This window comes from Moorena sp. SIO3A2 (assembly GCF_010672265.1).
Classification (GTDB): Bacteria; Cyanobacteriota; Cyanobacteriia; order Cyanobacteriales; family Coleofasciculaceae; genus Moorena; species Moorena producens.
Genome location: NZ_JAAHHC010000011.1, coordinates 272,867 through 291,214 on the forward strand (window position 1 = coordinate 272,867; position 18,348 = coordinate 291,214).

Annotated in this window: 18 protein-coding genes; 10 read left to right on the forward strand and 8 right to left on the reverse strand. The window is 43.9% G+C overall.

Annotation, left to right across the window (positions count from 1 at the left end):
- Positions 1-29: 29 nt before the first annotated feature.
- Positions 30-1,463 (reverse strand): IS200/IS605 family accessory protein TnpB-related protein, encoded by a 1,434-nt coding sequence (locus tag F6K64_RS15035; RefSeq protein ID WP_008181619.1) that lies wholly within the window; start codon positions 1,461-1,463, stop codon positions 30-32.
- Positions 1,464-1,571: 108 nt separating this feature from the next.
- Between F6K64_RS15035 and tnpA the strand changes: the two genes are divergently transcribed.
- Positions 1,572-1,877, forward strand: a complete 306-nt coding sequence (tnpA, locus tag F6K64_RS38235; protein ID WP_008181621.1) for an IS200/IS605 family transposase — start codon at positions 1,572-1,574, stop codon at positions 1,875-1,877.
- A 484-nt stretch (positions 1,878-2,361) separates the two neighbouring features.
- On the opposite strand, the gene F6K64_RS15040 is transcribed toward tnpA, so the two are convergent.
- Together F6K64_RS15040 and F6K64_RS15045 are read right to left on the reverse strand one after the other, a co-directional pair.
- Positions 2,362-2,721 (reverse strand): hypothetical protein, encoded by a 360-nt coding sequence (locus F6K64_RS15040; RefSeq protein WP_008181623.1) that lies wholly within the window; start codon positions 2,719-2,721, stop codon positions 2,362-2,364.
- An 85-nt stretch (positions 2,722-2,806) separates the two neighbouring features.
- Entirely contained in the window at positions 2,807-3,001 is a 195-nt protein-coding gene (locus tag F6K64_RS15045) for a hypothetical protein (protein WP_008181624.1), read from the reverse strand.
- 124 nt (positions 3,002-3,125) lie between these two features.
- On the opposite strand from F6K64_RS15045, the gene F6K64_RS15050 reads away from it, so the two are divergent.
- Positions 3,126-3,512 (forward strand): hypothetical protein, encoded by a 387-nt coding sequence (locus tag F6K64_RS15050; protein ID WP_008181625.1) that lies wholly within the window; start codon positions 3,126-3,128, stop codon positions 3,510-3,512.
- 234 nt (positions 3,513-3,746) lie between these two features.
- Positions 3,747-5,141 carry an LCP family protein gene (locus tag F6K64_RS15055; protein ID WP_052308417.1) on the forward strand — a complete coding sequence of 465 codons (1,395 nt, stop codon included), beginning with the start codon at positions 3,747-3,749 and terminating at the stop codon, positions 5,139-5,141.
- 183 nt (positions 5,142-5,324) lie between these two features.
- Here F6K64_RS15055 and F6K64_RS15060 read toward each other — a convergent pair whose 3' ends face one another.
- A complete protein-coding gene (locus tag F6K64_RS15060) occupies positions 5,325-6,011 on the reverse strand; it encodes an N-acetylmannosamine-6-phosphate 2-epimerase (RefSeq protein ID WP_008181627.1) in 687 nt (228 codons plus the stop codon).
- Positions 6,012-7,199: 1,188 nt separating this feature from the next.
- On the opposite strand from F6K64_RS15060, the gene F6K64_RS15065 reads away from it, so the two are divergent.
- Positions 7,200-9,041, forward strand: coding sequence for a peroxidase family protein (locus F6K64_RS15065; protein ID WP_287265719.1), 1,842 nt, complete (start codon positions 7,200-7,202; stop codon positions 9,039-9,041).
- 325 nt (positions 9,042-9,366) lie between these two features.
- Here the strand turns inward: F6K64_RS15065 and F6K64_RS15070 are convergent, their stop codons facing one another.
- Both F6K64_RS15070 and F6K64_RS15075 read right to left on the reverse strand, forming a co-directional pair.
- Complete coding sequence (locus F6K64_RS15070) at positions 9,367-10,179, reverse strand: spondin domain-containing protein (protein ID WP_287265721.1); 813 nt, start codon at positions 10,177-10,179, stop codon at positions 9,367-9,369.
- A gap of 523 nt (positions 10,180-10,702) precedes the next feature.
- Positions 10,703-13,027 (reverse strand): hybrid sensor histidine kinase/response regulator, encoded by a 2,325-nt coding sequence (locus F6K64_RS15075; RefSeq protein WP_287265723.1) that lies wholly within the window; start codon positions 13,025-13,027, stop codon positions 10,703-10,705.
- Positions 13,028-13,504: 477 nt separating this feature from the next.
- On the opposite strand from F6K64_RS15075, the gene F6K64_RS15080 reads away from it, so the two are divergent.
- A complete protein-coding gene (locus tag F6K64_RS15080) occupies positions 13,505-13,801 on the forward strand; it encodes a hypothetical protein (RefSeq protein WP_287265724.1) in 297 nt (98 codons plus the stop codon).
- An 83-nt stretch (positions 13,802-13,884) separates the two neighbouring features.
- Here the strand turns inward: F6K64_RS15080 and F6K64_RS15085 are convergent, their stop codons facing one another.
- Complete coding sequence (locus tag F6K64_RS15085) at positions 13,885-14,127, reverse strand: hypothetical protein (RefSeq protein WP_287265726.1); 243 nt, start codon at positions 14,125-14,127, stop codon at positions 13,885-13,887.
- Positions 14,128-14,414: 287 nt separating this feature from the next.
- Here F6K64_RS15085 and F6K64_RS15090 point away from each other — a divergent pair, with 287 nt between their 5' ends.
- Both F6K64_RS15090 and F6K64_RS15095 read left to right on the forward strand, forming a co-directional pair.
- Positions 14,415-14,723 (forward strand): hypothetical protein, encoded by a 309-nt coding sequence (locus F6K64_RS15090; RefSeq protein ID WP_008181639.1) that lies wholly within the window; start codon positions 14,415-14,417, stop codon positions 14,721-14,723.
- A gap of 235 nt (positions 14,724-14,958) precedes the next feature.
- Complete coding sequence (locus F6K64_RS15095; protein ID WP_287265728.1) at positions 14,959-15,813, forward strand: hypothetical protein; 855 nt, start codon at positions 14,959-14,961, stop codon at positions 15,811-15,813.
- A 515-nt stretch (positions 15,814-16,328) separates the two neighbouring features.
- Here F6K64_RS15095 and F6K64_RS15100 read toward each other — a convergent pair.
- A complete protein-coding gene (locus F6K64_RS15100) occupies positions 16,329-16,517 on the reverse strand; it encodes a hypothetical protein (RefSeq protein WP_008181643.1) in 189 nt (62 codons plus the stop codon).
- Between the two features lie 182 nt (positions 16,518-16,699).
- Here F6K64_RS15100 and F6K64_RS15105 point away from each other — a divergent pair, with 182 nt between their 5' ends.
- From F6K64_RS15105 to F6K64_RS15115, 3 genes are all read left to right on the forward strand, one after another.
- Positions 16,700-16,888 (forward strand): hypothetical protein, encoded by a 189-nt coding sequence (locus tag F6K64_RS15105; protein WP_154659721.1) that lies wholly within the window; start codon positions 16,700-16,702, stop codon positions 16,886-16,888.
- 83 nt (positions 16,889-16,971) lie between these two features.
- The gene (locus tag F6K64_RS15110) at positions 16,972-17,415 is read left to right on the forward strand and encodes an Hsp20/alpha crystallin family protein (RefSeq protein WP_008181645.1); all 444 of its coding nucleotides are present in this window, start codon (positions 16,972-16,974) and stop codon (positions 17,413-17,415) included.
- A 390-nt stretch (positions 17,416-17,805) separates the two neighbouring features.
- The gene (locus F6K64_RS15115; protein ID WP_287265730.1) at positions 17,806-18,306 is read left to right on the forward strand and encodes a hypothetical protein; all 501 of its coding nucleotides are present in this window, start codon (positions 17,806-17,808) and stop codon (positions 18,304-18,306) included.
- Positions 18,307-18,348 lie beyond the last annotated feature (42 nt).

The window sequence follows — 18,348 nt, forward strand, 5'->3', positions numbered from 1 at the left end:
GTTTGAACGCACCCCACCCAAATCGAAGATTATGGGTGGGGATTCGTGCGCTTAAAAGTAGCTAGACTCCTAAGCGTCCCCAGGACAATCGGCGTTCTCGATGTGCCGTTAGAACTTTTGCTATCGAACACCCATAAGAAATGCCTATCTCCTACAATTACGGAATACCAGTATCTGGCCCCGATATTATAACTAGCATTTAGATCGGCATGATACCGTTTTCCTGTAGAAAATTTGGCAAGTGAATAATTGATTTTACTTCTCAAGACTTTACCGCTACCATCGAAAGCTACCGCACTGGTGTATTTAGGGTTAATTGTTTGAACAACCCCACCTACTTCCGTCCACTTATCGTTAATAAGCTCGCCGATTTTGCTATGGCACCATAAATGAAACTTCTGTTTCATCAATGACCCTTTCTTACCTGCTTTAGCTTTCCAGCCAGAGAGATTTTCTAATACGATTACTTTTACTCCATGTAACAAGGCAAATTTAACAATCTCTCTGGCTACCGTTCTGCCAATCTCCAAATTTAGATTAGAAGACTTGCGTTCAAGACCTTTACAGAAACCTCTTGGTAATTTTTTCCCGGTTATGTTACTGGTTTGTTTTGCCTTTTTGGCAATTTTCATTCTCCGTCTATTGCGACAGTCTATGTCTCTGGCGGGATTGATAAATTTTCTCGCCTTTACAGTACCATCGCGACCTACGATAGCTGCTACAGCAGCGTTATTGATTCCTAAATCTACACTACATATATATTCTGCCTCCTGCCTCTCCACTTGCTTTACCTCGACTGGCATGGATAGTTGACACTTCTTATTGTCGATTACAAGAGCAGGCGAACACAGTTGATTTCCTTTTGTTAAATGTCTATTACCTCCATGTTTCTTGACTTTTATATTTTTTAGCCAGACCCAATCAGTTCCATCCCAGACCTTTATGTCTACTGTGCCATAGTTCACCCCATATTTAATTTGCTGACCTTGATATAAAGCTGGATAGCTTTTGCACATAGCCGTTAAACGAGGGGGTAATGCCTGACGATGTTTTCTAATGCCTGACTGCCACTCTCTATAACGAGTCTGAAAGCTAGAAACTATCCCAATAGCGTCAGCTATAGCTGCTCTTCTTAAATAACTAGGAAACTTTCTAAAAGAAGGATTTTTATCTAAAACTTTTTGATAATAGTTATGTTTAGGAGCTGGATTTTTTGCTGTGGCATGAATCATTTTCTCCACAGCATTTATCCGTTCTGTAGAAGACAGAGTAGCTAGTTTAGCCCATTGAGCGTTGAATATGAGAACTAGAGGCGTTAGGAAGGCACGGTACTCATTGACAGTTAGTTGCATCTGGTGCTTTTGTTCTTGTGTTGCCACAAGGCTCCAAACGTCCGTCCGCATCAGGTCAGCCTCCTTTTTCTTTTTCTTTTTAGTTCTCCTGTTACTTCTTTTTTTGCTCATGGGCTTGGGTTTAACGAACCGTCTACACTTGGTCTACCAGTTATAATCTTAGTTGTCAAGACGGTTAAGAAAATTTTTCTATGCTACCGCTAAAAACCCTCAGCAACAGTGCGTTTCGGCTTATATATCACTTTAATCAGAATCGAGCTTATACTCAAACAACTTCTTGGGAAGTGGGAGTGCGATCTAGTAGAGTTTGTTGGTGTTGCTGACCATGTACATATTCTCTTTGAAGCACACCCGTCAGTAGGATTGTCGAAGCTAGTTAATAATGTTTTGACGGTTACTTCTCCTAGGCTACGCTTCAAGTTCGCGGAGCATTTATCTAAGTTCTATTGGGGATCATTACCTCAATTCTGGTCTGGCAGTTATGCAATCATTAGTGTAGGAACACAAGGGCCTATGACCGTTTGATTGCTGATTGAGTACGTAAAAAACCAAGAGACCCCTGAATAAGGACGCTGCGCGATGTTTGTTGGTTTCGCTTACCCCACCCAAATCATAGATTATGGGTGAGGACTGCGCGAAACATTTTGTTCAAAAACCGGAAATTAGTGCCATTAGTCACCAATCAAAAACTAGGGCGCAACTGATTAGGATTAGCCATCATGTAGGTCAATGCCTGAGGAATTGCTGACTTGAGAGAGAAACCAGCTTGTTTCGATTCAATCGCTAATACCCAACTAAACAGGTAAGGGGTCTCCCGTTATACCCGCGCTTCATGGGCGGGAGGGGAATTACCTGACGGGGTCTCTTGGTTTTGGTATGATAGATTGATGGCGGTTGGACTGCCGCTCAATGGCTGTGGTAAATCGATACAGGATATCGAGGAACAGTAAGTCTCATTCGTGAGTAAGAGCGCGCCTACATCATAATCTTTGATTTGATGTAGGAGTAGTCACAACTGCTCTTGTAGCACCAACACATCAATACGTCCCCGCAGGATTTCGTGCTCCTCAACAGCGGCAATTTCTATTGCGGCCTCTGTCTTGAGGTGAAAGGGAGAACCATAAAAACCCGCTAGTCCTAACAAGGGAGACAGCACTACCATTTTGACAATGTCTTCCACCATCGGGTACTGTTCCAGGTATAGCATGTGAGCCTTAACTTGCTCTAAGGACTGCCTTTCAGTGTCGGTAAGTTCTGGTAACTCGTCCTGCCACTCTCGGAAAAATTCGTCATCCTCTGCTGGGGTCAGGTCAAATTTGACCTTCACGTCATGCAAGCTAAGTTCTGTGACTGGAATCGTCTTCACCATCAGGATTGAGCCAAGGTCTGTCTTAACCTCTCGGGAAACCTATGATCGTGCGCCGCGAAACTTAGGTGAGCTTACCACTAGCCTATCAATCAAACTGCCGATAGCTCCAGGCTCGACCTACTAATGCGATCGCTAAAATCACCGTTGGAGCCAGGATCCCGATCATCCCATTAACGGATGTAGCGGCAATGGGTACACTGGGGGCAACGTATTTAATAATAACAGAAATTATCGTGGAGAGGATGACGAGTTTGAGAATGAAGCTTAGTTGATTATCCATGTTGCCATTGCCCTATTGCTATTACTATATTATTGCCATTGGTGAATAACCACTAGGTAATGTCATGATAAGAGGTAAAACCACCAAGTCATGGGGTTTGAGGGATTCTTAAGGCAAGCTGCGGATGGAACATAATGTGAAAAAGACTAATTCTACCGACAATCACGATAATCAGCGCTTACAGCTATTTATTTACCTTGTCCCCATCTTTGGCTTGTTTCCAGCACTGTGGACATTGTACCACTCTCAGGGAAACCGACAGGAAAAAACGGTGAGTCGCTTGTCCGTCACCTTGGCCTTTGGTTGGTTGCTAGGGTACAGTTTATTATCAGCAGGAGCACAATTGTCGGAATTTTGGACATTACGCTTGCTGTTTCTCAATGCTATGCTGACATCTGGCTATTTTCTGGTCAGTTTCGCTGTGATGGTGCGCTTATGGCAGCGCCAGTCACCACGCCTGCCTTGGATTAGCCGGATCTCTGAAGGAATCCTGGGCAAGTATTTGTCCTAGTCTAGGGGTTTACTTAAATAAATGATGTACTCTAATGATGGTTTTGACTGACGGATTGGGCAAGCTTGATCGAAAATTTACCTGATCAGGCAGCAACCTGTTAAAAAACCTGCTATAGAGTATTAATACTAAACCTTAAGATGGAAGCTCCAGGTCAACCATGTGAAACCGGTCAGCAGTGAATAGTCTTCTTCTGTCAATACCATCCCTATTGCCTGTGTGTGAGGAAGCCCAGTGCCAGTTCAAAGAACTTATCGAAAACGCCGTGTAGTGAGAAGACCTACTCGCCCCGTTCGCAGAAAAAAGGTAAAAGTCAAGGGAGGGAATTTGCTCTGGCTTTGGCTAGGTTTTACCGCAGTGGCCATGTCATCTGCGGCAGCAGGTGCAATCCTAGCTGTATCCCTGGCAAGTACCCCTTTGCTGCAAAATGAACTGACTCCGGACGAGAAATCTGTATTTAACCAAGAAGAAACCATCTCCAGCAACAGCATGCACTTGCCGGAGTTGACTCGACCAGTTAATATCTTATTTCTTGGTATTAAAGTCCTAACCTCTGATCTCAAGCAACCCCCAGAAGTAGACCTGGGATACCACGCTCTGGTCAATTCCTTAGAGGGTTTGTCAGATACCATGCTCCTGCTACGGTTTGACCCAAATGGGGAAAAAGTCAAAGTGCTGTCCATGCCTCGTGATACTCAAACTCGTATTGAGAAACATGGTAAAATCAAGCTCAATGCTGCCAATTATTTTGGCGGACCTGCCCTCACAGCAAAGGCGGTCAGTGATCTTCTCGATGATGTGCCCATTGACCGTTATATCCGAGTAAACGTTCAGGGTGTGGAAAAACTGGTGGATGCCTTGGGAGGAGTTACGGTCTATATTCCCAAGGATATGAAGTACACTGACCACTCTCAACACCTTTATATCAACCTCAAAAAAGGCAGACAGCACCTGGATGGTAATAAAGCGATGCAGTTCCTGCGGTTTCGCTACGACAAGTATGGGGATATTGGTCGAGTTCAGCGGCAACAAATGCTGATGAGGGCATTGGTAGAACAGGCACTAAAACCTAGTACTATCGCACGAATCCCACAAATCCTCTCAGTTATTCAGTCCCACATTGACACCAACTTAAGTGTAGAAGAGCTAGTGGCATTAGCGGGTTTTGCCACCAAGACTAAACGAGCCAATGTCCAAATGCTAATGCTGCCTGGTCGATTTAGCAACGATGGCAAGAAACAAGCCAGTTACTGGTTGCCAAACCACCGCCGCATCCAGCAGATGGTGGGTCAGCACTTTGGTCAAGGCTATAGCTATTACTCCAATGCCAACTCCACATCCCTGCGGATTGCGATTCAATACACTACAGATTCTTCTGAAGTCGCTAAAGCTATGCTCCGGAAACTTAACCAAGCTGGCTACCAGAATGTTCGTATTGATCAGAAATTGTCTAGGGAACCATTGCGCACCACTCGCATTATTGCCCAACAGGGAGACGATGAAAGTGCTGCCACTATCCGTAACTATTTGGGATTTGGGGAAGTGCGGGTGGAAAGCACCGGTGCTTTTTCCTCAGATATTACCATTCAGTTGGGTCAAGACTGGCTACAGAAACTGGGTTCTCAATAATAAGATAGGTTTTCCAGCTTCTAGCAAGGGCAATTATAGCAGTTTTCCATTGGGTGAGGTACTTTGCTTATCCTTTTAAGGCAGAGGGCAGAAGGCAGAGGGCAGAAAGGTAAGAAGGTCTTAAAGGCAATTAGCGCCAATAAAGACTGTACCTCATCTACTTGAAAAACCCTGTAACCATGTTCAATTAACTAATGACTCGACAAAAGCCTTAACTTGCAAATCAATACCAGTAATCGCAGTGCCGACAACAACTGCATAGGCTCCCAATTCTAGCGCAGTTTGAGCCATCTTGGGGCTGGCAATACCCCCTTCGCAAATGGCTGGGATATCTAAATGCTTCACCAACTGGCTGAGTAGGCCAAAGCCGGGAGGACAAAGATGGCTGGTTTGAGCGGTGTAGCCATAGAGGGTGGTACCAACTAAATCAACACCAGCGGCTTGTGCTGCGATCGCACTCTCAAGGGTATCCACATCTGCCATCACCGGTTTACCCAGTGTATCGTGAATCTGCTTAATTAAATCTTGAACTGTTTCCCCTCCAGGACGTTCCCGTAAGGTGGCATCAATGGCAATAATATCAGCACCAGCGGATGCGATCGCTTTGGCATGGTGAAACTGGGGAGTAATATAAACCTCAGACTCCGGTAACTGTTGCTTCCACAAGCCAATAATTGGAGCAGTGGGACATTGACTACGGACAGCTGCCACATGGTCAGGTGTATCAATACGCACACCCGATGCCCCCTGATTCATCGAAGCCTGTGCCATGGCGGCAATCACTAGGGGGTGGTGCAGGGGTGAGTCAGGGGGTGCCTGACAAGACACAATTAGACTATGACGAATTGAATGGAGAGAATTAGCTGCCATGTTGTTGGTGGTTACAGTAAGTGATTATCGATATATAGAGGTTCCACAGCATTTATAAAATAGGTGAGGTACAGAAGTTTTGGATTTTAGGGAATAGGGAATAGGGAATAGGGAATAGGGAATAGGGAATAGGGAATATAAAAAAAATTATGTTTACCTCATAAATATAATAACCATTATCTATTAATTGGTTTAAGCACTGTGGTTATTGTCTTATATGATGTCGATGATAATTACCCTTAATAAAAATCTTACTATCTCACCATCTCCCCGCGCCACCGCCCCTTCCGGTGTTCCGGTTTGTGGTTGTGTGTGTTTTGTTTTGACTTTATCGCTTTTTTTGATCAGGTCACTTGAAGGGGATTTTTATCAGCTCATTGAGTCTAATTTGAGGCTGATTTTTAGTATTTATACCAGTTATAGCTGATTAATCAAGCTTTGTTCCCCAAGCATATCCACCAGTTTTTATTTAATAAACTGGCGCAATTCCTCATCCCAAAGAGGTAGAGTGGCTTTCCTTATCAATGGCTACTTTAAATTTTCTGCTTTTGTCAACCCCTCTACCTAAATCCTTACACTATATTTATCTACAATCAAGATTTATTGGCTTGACAAGATATTGATTTATTGTGCGTCTCTATCCAGATAATCTTTAATTAAAGAATTAAAGATTCTGTAAAACTATATTTTTTTTGCGGTAGATATCCGAAATCCAGCTATATTAAAATTAGCAAGCAGTAATTTTTAATCTTGACTATGGGGTAAATACGGAATAAATTATGTAGCCAAAAGAAATACGTAATCGTTATTATAGCCCGTGTTAAAAATTATTTACTGGCGATAAATGAGGGACTTACGTGAAGACTTACTTTAGAGGATATCTCCCAAGTTTTTTGATACTGAATTTTGCCCCCCTGACCCCCCAACTTTGGGGGGAACAAGAGTCAATTTGCTTCTAAAAGTCCCCCAGAATTGGGGGACCAACGGGGGCTTGGATGTAGCAAATGAGACTTCTCAGACAACCTCTTAGACGAAAACCCGTGAATCTTGGGGATAACTAAAGTAAATTACCCGGTTTTAGCAAACCATGTAGCTACTTTCCAAACACCTTATTAGAAGAGATAGAGTATTTTACTGCATCTACCACATTAGCGGTTGGGATGCAATCTTAACCTAAGTACTAACCTGATGAAAAATCATTTATCTAACTTAAAAGTGGTTAGAAACCTCAAGCCTACTCAGCTTGGTCTAGCAGTAACCACTTTCGCTGCCCTAGGATTTACCATGTCTGTGCCTGCAGAAGCAGGAGAATTCCGCACCATTAATGGATTGAACAACAACCCCAATGACCCGACATTGGGTGAAGCCGAAACACCACTACTTCGGCTCCTGACTCCTGCTTACGAGGATGGCTTTAACGCACCAAGAATAACCGGTCCCACCGGCAATGTTCTGCCTAACCCTCGTGACATTAGCAATACCATTGTGCGCCAGACTGAATTCGTGCCTAATTTCCTCCGGGCCAGCGACTGGATCTGGCAGTGGGGGCAGTTGATTGATCACGACTTTGCTCTGAATGAGGGAGGGGAAAATAGCCCACCAGAGGATTTCATCCCCATCCCAATTAACCCGATTGACATTGCCACTCGTCGTCGAGATCCACTTGGAGAATCTGCTACTTCTATACCCTTTATTAGGGTTCCTGCAGCTGAAGGGACTGGCACTGGGCTTGGCAATCCGCGCCAGCAGATCAACGAGCTGACTTCTTTTATTGATGGTTCACAGGTCTACGGATCTGATCAAGTGCGGGCGGAATTTTTACGTACTAATGACGGTACTGGAAAGCTCAAGAGCCAGATTATCAATGGTGAAGAGCTACTACCTTTCAACACTGCCGGATTGCCTAATAGTAACACTAGGGGTGCTGGAGCATTACCACCAGAACAGTTGTTCATCGCTGGGGATATTCGTACCAACGAACAAATTGGCTTAACCGCAGCTCACACTTTGATGGTGCGAGAGCACAATCGTCTGGCTGAAGAACTTAGTGAAAAAATTGACGCTGGCGACCCGGTGATTTTGGAGAAGTTAGAAGAGTCAGGACTTGAGAAAGGCGACTTTATCTACGAATCAGCTCGTAAGGTTGTCGGGGCTCAGATTCAGGTGATCACATACAATGAATTCCTACCGCTGTTCATTGGCGATAGCCTTTTGGAGGATTACTCTGGCTACGATCCCACCGTTGACCCCAGTGTCAGTCAAGAATTTACCAATGCTAACTTCCGCGTTGGCCACACTCTTCTGTCGGAAAATCTTCAGCGTATTAATAATAACGGCGATTCCGTCGGAAGTATCTCCCTTGGTGATGCTTTCTTCAATCCCCAAGAAGTGATTGATAACGGTGTCGATTCACTGTTTTTGGGTTTAGCGTCCCAGGTCGCTGAAGAGGTTGACAATCAGATAGTGGACGGGGTGCGGAACCTCCTTGCCCCGAATGGTAGCGGTCAAGGCTTTGACCTCGCTTCACTCAATATTGCGCGAGGAAGGGAAGTTGGCCTTCCCGGCTACAATCAGGCTCGTATCGAACTCGGTCTGGATCCGGTCACTGGCTTCTTGACCACCGACACCGAACTTGGCATTACTTCTGACCCAGAAATAGCAACTCTATTTGAAAAAATCTACCAGTCTGTAGACGATGTGGATTTCTGGATTGGAGGAATATCCGAGGACTCCTTCAACGGTGGATTGGTCGGTGAACTATTCAATAGCTTCATCTCAGACCAGTTCATCCGCGTACGGGATGGTGACCGCTTCTTTTACCTCAACGATCTCGAGCATCTGTTGGCTTTGGATCCAGATCTAGAAAGCACTACCCTCTCAGGCATTATTCGCCGGAACTCAAGCATTACCAACATCCAGGATAATGCTTTCGTTGTCCCAGAAGACGTGCCCGAACCTAGCAGCATCCTTGGCTTAGTTACACTCCTAGGTTTAGCAGCTATAGGGCAGCGCTCAGGAAATAAGAAATAGGGAATAGGGAATAGGAAAAGAAAAGTGCCCGGGCGCGGGGCCCGGGCACGGAGAGTGTAATTTGATTTCCGGTTATACTGATTTTCTAGCAGTTCTCATAGTAATGAGGTACACAGACTTTTTTCCCTATTACCATCTTGATCCAGTATTCCCGTCTTGATGCAGTCGCTACATAGGAGAAACCTCCTGATGAAGGCGCTGCATCGCTACTCACTAAAATCAAATACTTGTCTACTTCACCTATTTGAGAACTGCTATACTTATCTAGTGTTGTTAATCAAGAATGGAAAATTCAAAATTGTCAATGGTCAATTGGCAAAGGAATTTACGCGAATCTGTTAAGACTCTGACGCCAGCGGCTACCCAACCATAACAACCCACCGATAGCAAGTAATCCTCCAGTAGTAGAAGATTCTGGCACCTTCTCGACTTTGATACGTGCTATCTGGTAGCCATCCACTGTGAAGTCAGCTTCAGCAAACGCCGGAGTTGATAAGATTGGTCCACCTGGGATAAAACCTGGATGGAGGGTAACTACTCCGTTTTCTGGTGTACCGGTATCAGGAATACTTTGACCGAAGAAGGCAGTAGTGCTCTGCTGCTCGTCGTTAACTTCTGTACCCGCATCCAGAACTTGAGAACCAAGAATGGTAAAGTCAGCTCCAGTGAAATTACCTTCTTCATCAAAAATTTCAAAAGCCAAGGGGTTGCCATTAGCAATGAAAGCATCATTACTGGGGAGAATCATGGCCGCGTAGCTGAAGTAACGGCTAGTAGAATCTACAGTAAATGTGGCTTTGGTAATATCTCCGGAAGCAACTGGACCATTTGGACCAGGAACTACCCCATCAACTGAACCTGCACCGCTAGCGAAAAACTCTTGACTAAGAACTGCTGCATTGCCATCCTCAGCAATACGCTCCAGTCCTGGTGAAGCTGCTTGATCCCGATCATAAATATCAAAGGAACCATTATGAAAACCAACCCAGACTGGAGTAAATAAGGTGCCGTTTTCCGGTGCCAGGCTTTCAATTGTTACCTTGAGGGTAGCTGCGGTTGCGCTAGATGCCATGGCTAGTGTAGAGGTTACCGTAACCATGGTGGCGATTTTGAGTGATTTAATAATTGGATGCTTCATGGTGATCGTGATCAATTAGATCAATATGGTAGATGTGTCTTTGAGTGTGTTACTCAACTATCTATGTAGCGACTTTAGCCTAGACTTAATCAGCTAAGTGTTCAAAACCCATTTTGCTGGCACCGAATCAAGTGAAGACTCCTAGGTTAGTAGCTCGATTAATATTATTGGTTTCTTGGTTGAGTTGTTCCTGATAATTTGCTGATAATTTGCTGATAATTTTGGTTATTATGTACCTGTTATGCTTATGTACCTGTTATGCTTATGTGATAGCAATCAAGTCAAATTAAAACAATCATGTACTAATAAATAAGTTTTTCGATGCTTACGGAGCTACTTCGCTACATTGCTACTCCCTGCTCCGAACGCGCCCCGCGTGGCCGACGGCCTCATTCCCTACTCCCTACTCCCATTAACCCAGGACCAGGTAACTCACCTATTTGAGAACTGCTATATAGTTACTCACCACAACAGGTTAGTGACCACAGTACTAAGGTCAATGGGGTAGGAAACTAACCTCTAGTTAACTTGCCACCAACGCCATAACCCTGTACAATAATTCCATCGGTTCAATCGGTTTATATAAGTAATCATCCACTACTTCCATCATCTCTTGTTGCTCTATGTTTGGCAGGCTCGGAATCGTCAAAGCCAGAATTTTTACCTCACTAGTTGTGGAGGATTGACGCAGCCATTGAGTCATTTCGTAACCCTCCCTAGTTGGTAACTGCCAATCGATAATTATAGTTTGGGGCTTAAGAAAAGCAATTTGTTTGATGGCAGTGGAAGCATCGATCAGCCAAATTACTTTATAGCCTGCTGCGGTCAAAATCTCGCAAATTAGGGTAGCAATCTCTTCTTGGTTTTCCACTAGGGTCACAGTGCCTTGAGCTTTGAGAGTTAGGTTGGACTTTGGCAGGACTTTTCCTGAAGTAGCTGGTGCTATGGGTTGATTGGGTAACCAAACTGTAAAACAAGACCCCTCTGCCACTACCGATTCCACCTCAATTTTGCCCCTATGGAGTTCGATTAGCTGTTTGGTTAAGGCTAACCCCAAGCCAGTTCCTTCATACTTGCGACGGTAGGGGGTTTCTAGCTGCTGAAACTTTTGAAACAGTAATGGTAACTGGTCTTGGGCAATACCAATGCCTGTATCTTCCACTTGAAACACTACTAAGTGGTTTTCTGGCCAGACCCGTAGGATTACTTTACCCCCCTCTGGGGTAAATTTAATCCCATTACTTAAAAGGTTAAACAAAATCTGTTTAACCCGCCGTTGGTCTGCAGAAAAACAGTCCCTTTCTGGTGGCACTCGCCAATCTAGCTGTAGAGTCACCTGCTGTTGGTAGGCTTGTTCGTTTAGGCTACTCAACAGCTGATTGGCTAGCTTACTTAAGGAAAATTTGCTGATAGTCAGGACTAACTTTCCTGCCTCAACCTGAGACAAATCTAGAATATCGTTGATCAGTTCTAGCAGGTGTTGCCCATTTTCCTGGATAGTTTTTAAATAGCGCTGTTGCTTTTCTACAGGTAATCTTTGGGAACTGTCCTGACCAAAACACCAGCGCAAGAGTGTAGCTGCCATCCCAATTACGCAGGTCAGAGGGGTGCGCAATTCATGGCTCATGGTAGCTAGAAACTCACTCTTAGCAAGATTGGCTGCTTGAGCAGCTTGCAAGGCATCCCGGAGTGCTTGGGTACGCTCAATTACCCGTTGTTCAAGGGTGTTGTTTTGCTGCTGCACTTGGGCGTATAACTTCGCTTGATAGATTGCAACGGCTAGGTGTTCAGCAATTGCTTGGAGAAAGTTTTTTTCACTGTCCTGCCATCGTCTTGGCTCCAAACACTGATGGGCAATTAGTAGCCCCCACAGGTTGTTTTCGACAATAATTGGTGCGACTAACTTGGCTCGTACTTGATGTCGATGCAACAGTTTAAGTAAGCAATTATGGGTATTATAGGTTCGATCAACATCATCAACAGCAACCGTTGACCCTCGCTGATATTTATGTGTAGAGTTCGGTACATGGGTTAAGCATTCCTCCTGCTCAATCACATTCAGCACTGATGGGATAGCATCGGAGGCTTTAGCTTCGTAGGTAATACAACCCCAGCCTAATTCAGTGGCAGCAGCAGGTGCTGGCTCTACTGGTGTGAGACTAGAGGTGTAAGGGAAATCAAATTGATAGATTACTAATCGGTCTACTTCTAGGAAGTGTCGTACCCGTTCAACTGCTGTGGTGAGGATAAGGGGTAACTCTTGACTTTGACGGATTTGACTGGTCACCTGATTGAGCAATCGCTCTTGCTCAACCTGCTGGTGTAGTGCTTCTGCTACGGGTTGACAAATAGACCCATAGGGATAAGCTGGCTCTACTAATGGTGGAACATCGGTGTTGTAGTTATCCGTGTTGTAGTCACACAGAATATCAATTAATGATAGGGTAAATTCGCTCTGGATAGCTGGATTATTGGGTTTGAGGGAGGCCCCGGCCCTATTGATTAGGTTGAGAACATCCTCAGAGGTTTCAAATTTTGATGGTGAGGTTAGGTAGGAGTCTTTGAGATGGGTAAGAAAGTTTGCGATCGCATCCGGAGCGAAGGTCAATCCCACTTGGTACAGTCTGATCAGAGAGTCATACCCAGTTACGGTCTCCGGTTGTGCTTCCCCCCACAGTAGACAACTGAACTGTTCTGATCCGATCAGGGTAAACCTCTGGCTCTGAGCCTCAGTAATCACCCTCTGATTTACCAACAGATCCGACTTTAGGAGTATTGCCTCTTCGCCCAAAGTTGACTTCATATCGTCTAATCGCTGATCCAGACGCTCGAACACAGCCCAGGGCAAAATTCTGAGGAATTTTGAATTACTAAATAATTTGGTAGGTGGAATTAACGATAACACCTGCTGCTTGGTCGGCTAACTTGCCTGAATGGTGTGGATAGTAGCTTCTTTGATAGTAGTTTATTTTTGTCCACCTGCTGATAAGTATTCTCCTATTTTACCACATTCTAGCTTGGCGTGCATTGTGCTACGTGTGCTACGTGTTGTACGTGTTTTAAGCGTGGTAAGTGTGGTAACCAGGCGCGGGGAGAGGGGATAAGTAGTTGGTTTGGTGGATTAATAACGCATCAAACTAAATTGCGATGCTCCTTGGCCTTTGGGCCACGCTACGCGAAGGTCGCCGCTACGCGAAGGCACTAGCTTTTTAGGAAGGTTTAACATCAGGAATAAGGAGTAAAAATGGCATAGCATAGATAAATCAATCAGATTAACAGTGATCAGACATGAAATCCAGAAGAAAGATTAACTCAAGTAGAGAACTTGTTAGAAACAGCAGCACGATACATTAATCGGCACTCTCAGACCATTGACCTAAGGTCACGCTACGCGAACGAGCAAAATCAAGCAGACATCACTCAATTACGAGTTTCTCTGAATGAGACCTTAAGATTGTTTTCCGAGTTGGCCACCTATCAACGTCAAAGTCAAGAGGAGATTATTCAAAATCAAGAGGAGATTCGTCAAAGTCAAGAAGAGATTATTCAAAATCAACAAGAAATACGACGGATTTGGGAATATTTATTAAATCAAAGCGGTAATGGACGCTCAGGGAATTAAATCTCTAGGGTTTTACCACTGCTTGGGTGCGTTATTAACCGATATTGAACTCAGGTGTAACCTTGATTTGGATTTTGGCTGGTTCATTCTGCATCAATCCCATCCCACAGCTGTGAAACAGGAAGTGTATTCCCTGTCATGGCTTCTTGCCATCCTTGACGAAAGCTTTCTTCTGCCGTATTCTGTGTAACACTCTCACGAAACAGACGAACTATCTGCAACAAATTGGGTAAGTATTCTTGGGGAGTTTGCTGTATTTCCTCAATAACTTGTTCCAGTATTTCTGTGGTAGTAGCGTTATCAGCTACAAAATTTTTGTCTGTCATTATCCTACCTTAAAGTTAGCAACACTTTGATTACTATAGCAGTTCTCAATTGGGTTAGGTACTTTCGTAATCGACAGTAGGGAGTAGGGAGTAGGGATAATAGTGTGGGGAGAGGCGGGAGAGAGGAGATAGAATAATTAGTTGTTAGGGTGGGTTAATAACACACCAAATTTAAACGCGATGTTCCGTTCGCGAACGCACTAAATTTTTAGTAAAAATTGACTTCAGTAATAATGATAAAAAAAAGAATATAATATATAAATATATCAAATCAAAAGTGATCAGACATGACACCAGAAGAAAGATTAACTCAAGTAGAGAACTTGTTAGAGACAGCAGCAAGATACATTAATCGCCATAGTCAGAATATCGAGCAAAATCAAGCAGAAATTACTCAATTAAGAGTTTCTCTCAATGAGACCTTAAAATTGTTTTCCGATTTAGCAACCTATCAACGTCAAAGTCAAGAAGAGATTATTCAAAATCAAGAGGAGATTCGTCAAAGTCAAGCAGATATTCGTCAAAATCAACAGGAAATACGACGGATTTGGGAATATTTATTAAATCAAAGTGGTAATGGACGCTCCGGGAATTAAACCTGTAGAGGTTTGGGAGTGTAGACAGAAAATTGATGGATAAAGGGCACCATCCCCCTGTCGTGATCATAAAACGTGAATTTTTATTGCATTCGAGAGCAATAATTTGATCACCTAGATAGAATTTAGACTGACAAAGTGAAAAATGTGCTGGCTACTCGACCTGGGTAGCTAGAAAAAGTCAATCAGGGAATCTCTATCTCATTTCTTTGTTGACGTTCGAGTAGAAACCTCGATGATAAACAATAGCTGTTCTGTGCTTGATTCCCTTTGCAATCTACAAGCAAATCCAAACCAAGGAAACCAAACTGGTGCTACTAGTCAAGGGATTGTAGTGATTTCTCCCCTAGATGACCTTGAAACTGGTGAAGATTTGGCTACTACTGGTGATTTGGACATCACCGATGGCCCGATTAACATCGATTTTGATGACATTGATTTTGATGACATTGACCAAGTGTTTGATGTCGAAATTCAGCCTCAAGATCCAAAAACGGCGACTATCACCAAGATTGAAATTAGTAGTAATCGATGCTCCTTGGCCTTTGGGCCACGCTACGCGAAGGTCGCCGCTACGCGAACAGTAGACTCAGATGACCCTCTAGTCAAGGTCAGTAGCAGGGCGACGGCTACTAACAGGATTAGTCGCAATCCCTTGGGCGACTCTGTTGGCGGTATAGTCATCGTCAGCAGTACCAGCATGGCTACCAGCACCATTAGTGACAATACCTCAGCGGATTTAAGCGATCGCGTAGCGTGGCCAAAGGCCAATCGCATTTTCAGTATCCATGGCACAGCCATGGTTTCCAGCACCATGAGTACCCCTAACACCAATAATCATCAGATTAGTGGTGCCGCCAGTTTCAGCATTGGTGACGACAACCAGATTAGTAATCCGGATGGTGTTACCGATGGACCTGACAGTCTGCTGGAGGATATCCTTGGTACTATTACCAATCCCATTGATTCCCTACTTGATTCCTTCCTGACTCCATCTGTGTTCACTCCATCCCTGTTGACTTCATCTCTAGGTTTTCCTAGTTCTGGGATTGATCTTGACCAGAGTCGTTCGCGCAGCGTCGGGCTTTGACCGAATCACTGATTTGATCAATTTGTGGGCATCACTCCTAATATTGGTGCCTCTGTAGCTCAACCCGAAAGAGGACTTGACCTCTTCAAGGACTAAAAATAATTTCGACCTTTGCCCTAGTAATCAGTCGTAAGTATTCAGCTATCAGCTATCAGCTGTCAGCTTATGGGCTACGCGCACGGTACGGAAATGGCTGACCGCTGACGGCTGACGGCTGAATGCTTACTATCAGTCAATATAGTGTTGAGGCTTAGGTGTTAGGTGTTAGGTGTTAAGTGTTAGGTATTAGGTGTTAGTTAGTAGTTAACGCCTAATACCTAGTGCTTAGAGTCTAATCGAGAAAAATACAGTTCAACCTAAGCTATCAGCTATCAGCGTGTCGCGTATCAGCGTGTCCCGTATCAGCTATCAGTTTTGAGCCTATGGCCACGCTACACCGAACAGTTTATGCCCATAGCGCATGCTACACCAAACAGCTTTTGAATAAAATAAGCTGACCGCTGAATGCTTAGAGGTCAAGTTTCTCTAAAATACTGGGTTAGGTTGTTGAGCGCCTCTGTAGCACTTTCAATCGCTGAAGATAATTCTTCAATGCGGTCAGAGTGAGCTTTACCTTCAATTTCTTTTTTCAGCAGTTCCTGTAATTTCAGAATCAATTCTTTTTGGTAGCTGACTGAATGGGTAAAATCTGTGGATTCCATCATCGGACTTAACTGAATTGCCTTACCTGATACCTGTTCGCGTAGCGTGCGCGTAGCGCATTAGCACCTCAATTAGCTTGCGCCTAGCGCATTAGCTGACCATTGAATTCGAGTTTACCGAACTCAATTGTGTTTAGTTTACCGTAATTTAGATCAAAGTTAACTATAGCAGTTCTAAATAGTTCATGAAACCCAAGGCTACATTGCTTTCTCCTAACCAAAAAAAATCCTCATATCTCTTTATTACTATTCCCTATTCCCTTTTGCCTGTTTCCGATTCCCGATTCCCGATTCCCGATTCCCGATTCCCGATTGAACACTTATTCATAACGGCAATCCCTATAAAATTAGTGATAAAAACCGAATTGTCATAGCTAATTTCAAGTCCTACCATAATAATCAAAGGCCAGAAAACAAGGCTAAATCAATTAAGCAATTACAACTTGGAGGAAAAGCTATGACTCTAGTTCGTTGGAACCCCTGGAAAGACATCAACACCCTACAACGGGAAATTGACCAGCTATTTGACCATAGTTTTGTGCCTACTACTTTGCGAGAGTTTGGTCATTTCAAAAATGTTCCAGCTGCTGAAATTACCCAAACTGAAGATGCTATTACTCTGAAATTAGAAGTTCCAGGAATGGAAGCCAAAGACTTGAATGTAGAAGTCACAGATACTGTTGTTTCTATCAGTGGAGAACGTAAAGAAGAAACCAATACTGACGAAAAAGGCGTCAAGCGGTCTGAATTCCGTTATGGTAAATTCCAGCGGGTAATTCCTTTACCAGTTCGGATTCAAAATACCAAAGTTGAGGCTGAGTACAAAGACGGTATCTTAAATCTGACCTTGCCTAAAGCGGAAGAGGAAAAAAACAAAGTTGTCAAGGTTAACTTGAACTAACTCCCTGGTTAGCTCAGTCGCTGGTTAGCTCAGTGGCTGGCTAACTAGACTTGGGACAATTAGTTAGCTACTGGCGCCAACGACTAAATCGTTACCTCAAAAAGCGATCGCTATCTCAACAAGCGATCGCTTTTTGTTTACATATACCAGTTCTCAATGGGGTGGCGACAAAATTATCCTAATATTCAGCAACGCCATCACTGGAGTCAATCGGATATTTTTCTGTAACTTATCCGGATAACTCAACTCGGCTGAGAAATAGAAAAATAGTAGATGCACCTTGATAGCCATCCCCCTGCAATCAAAGCGGGGGGTTTTTTAATTATAAGCATGAAACCGATGAAACCAATACTCAAATCTGCCGCAACTTCCCTAATCTTAATGATTACTATGGTTCTATCTGCGAGCCCTGGCTCTGCTCAACCTCAAGGATTAAAGGGTAGCTACGTGGGAATTAGTAACGATGGCAGCACAATAAGTAATGATATCCTCAATCCCTTTGAGAATTTGCTGGGAATTGGCTCAAACTCAAGCGATGAAAGGATTGGTAGCATGTATCAAGGTCGTATTGATGTCCCTAATTTACCGATTTCAGTACGTGGTGCAGCGTTTCTCTCTGACAAAGGTCGTGCTGTCGAGCCAACAATTACCTACGATGTACCGGTTGCCAGCAACACTAACATTTACGTTGGTGGAGGCTATACCTTTGTGAACAACGAGGAGATTACTACTCCTTTAGGTAATCAAAATTCAGCCGTACTGACTGCTGGTGTAGAAGCAGCAGTCAATGACTACACCATAATCTACGGCAGTGGCAGATTAAGCCTTAGTGATCAAAACAACGATACTTCTCCGGTTAAATTGCAATTTGGTGCAGGCTATCGTTTCTGAAATCTATTGCTCAATCCTAATGGTAGGGGCGCTTCCCTTGGG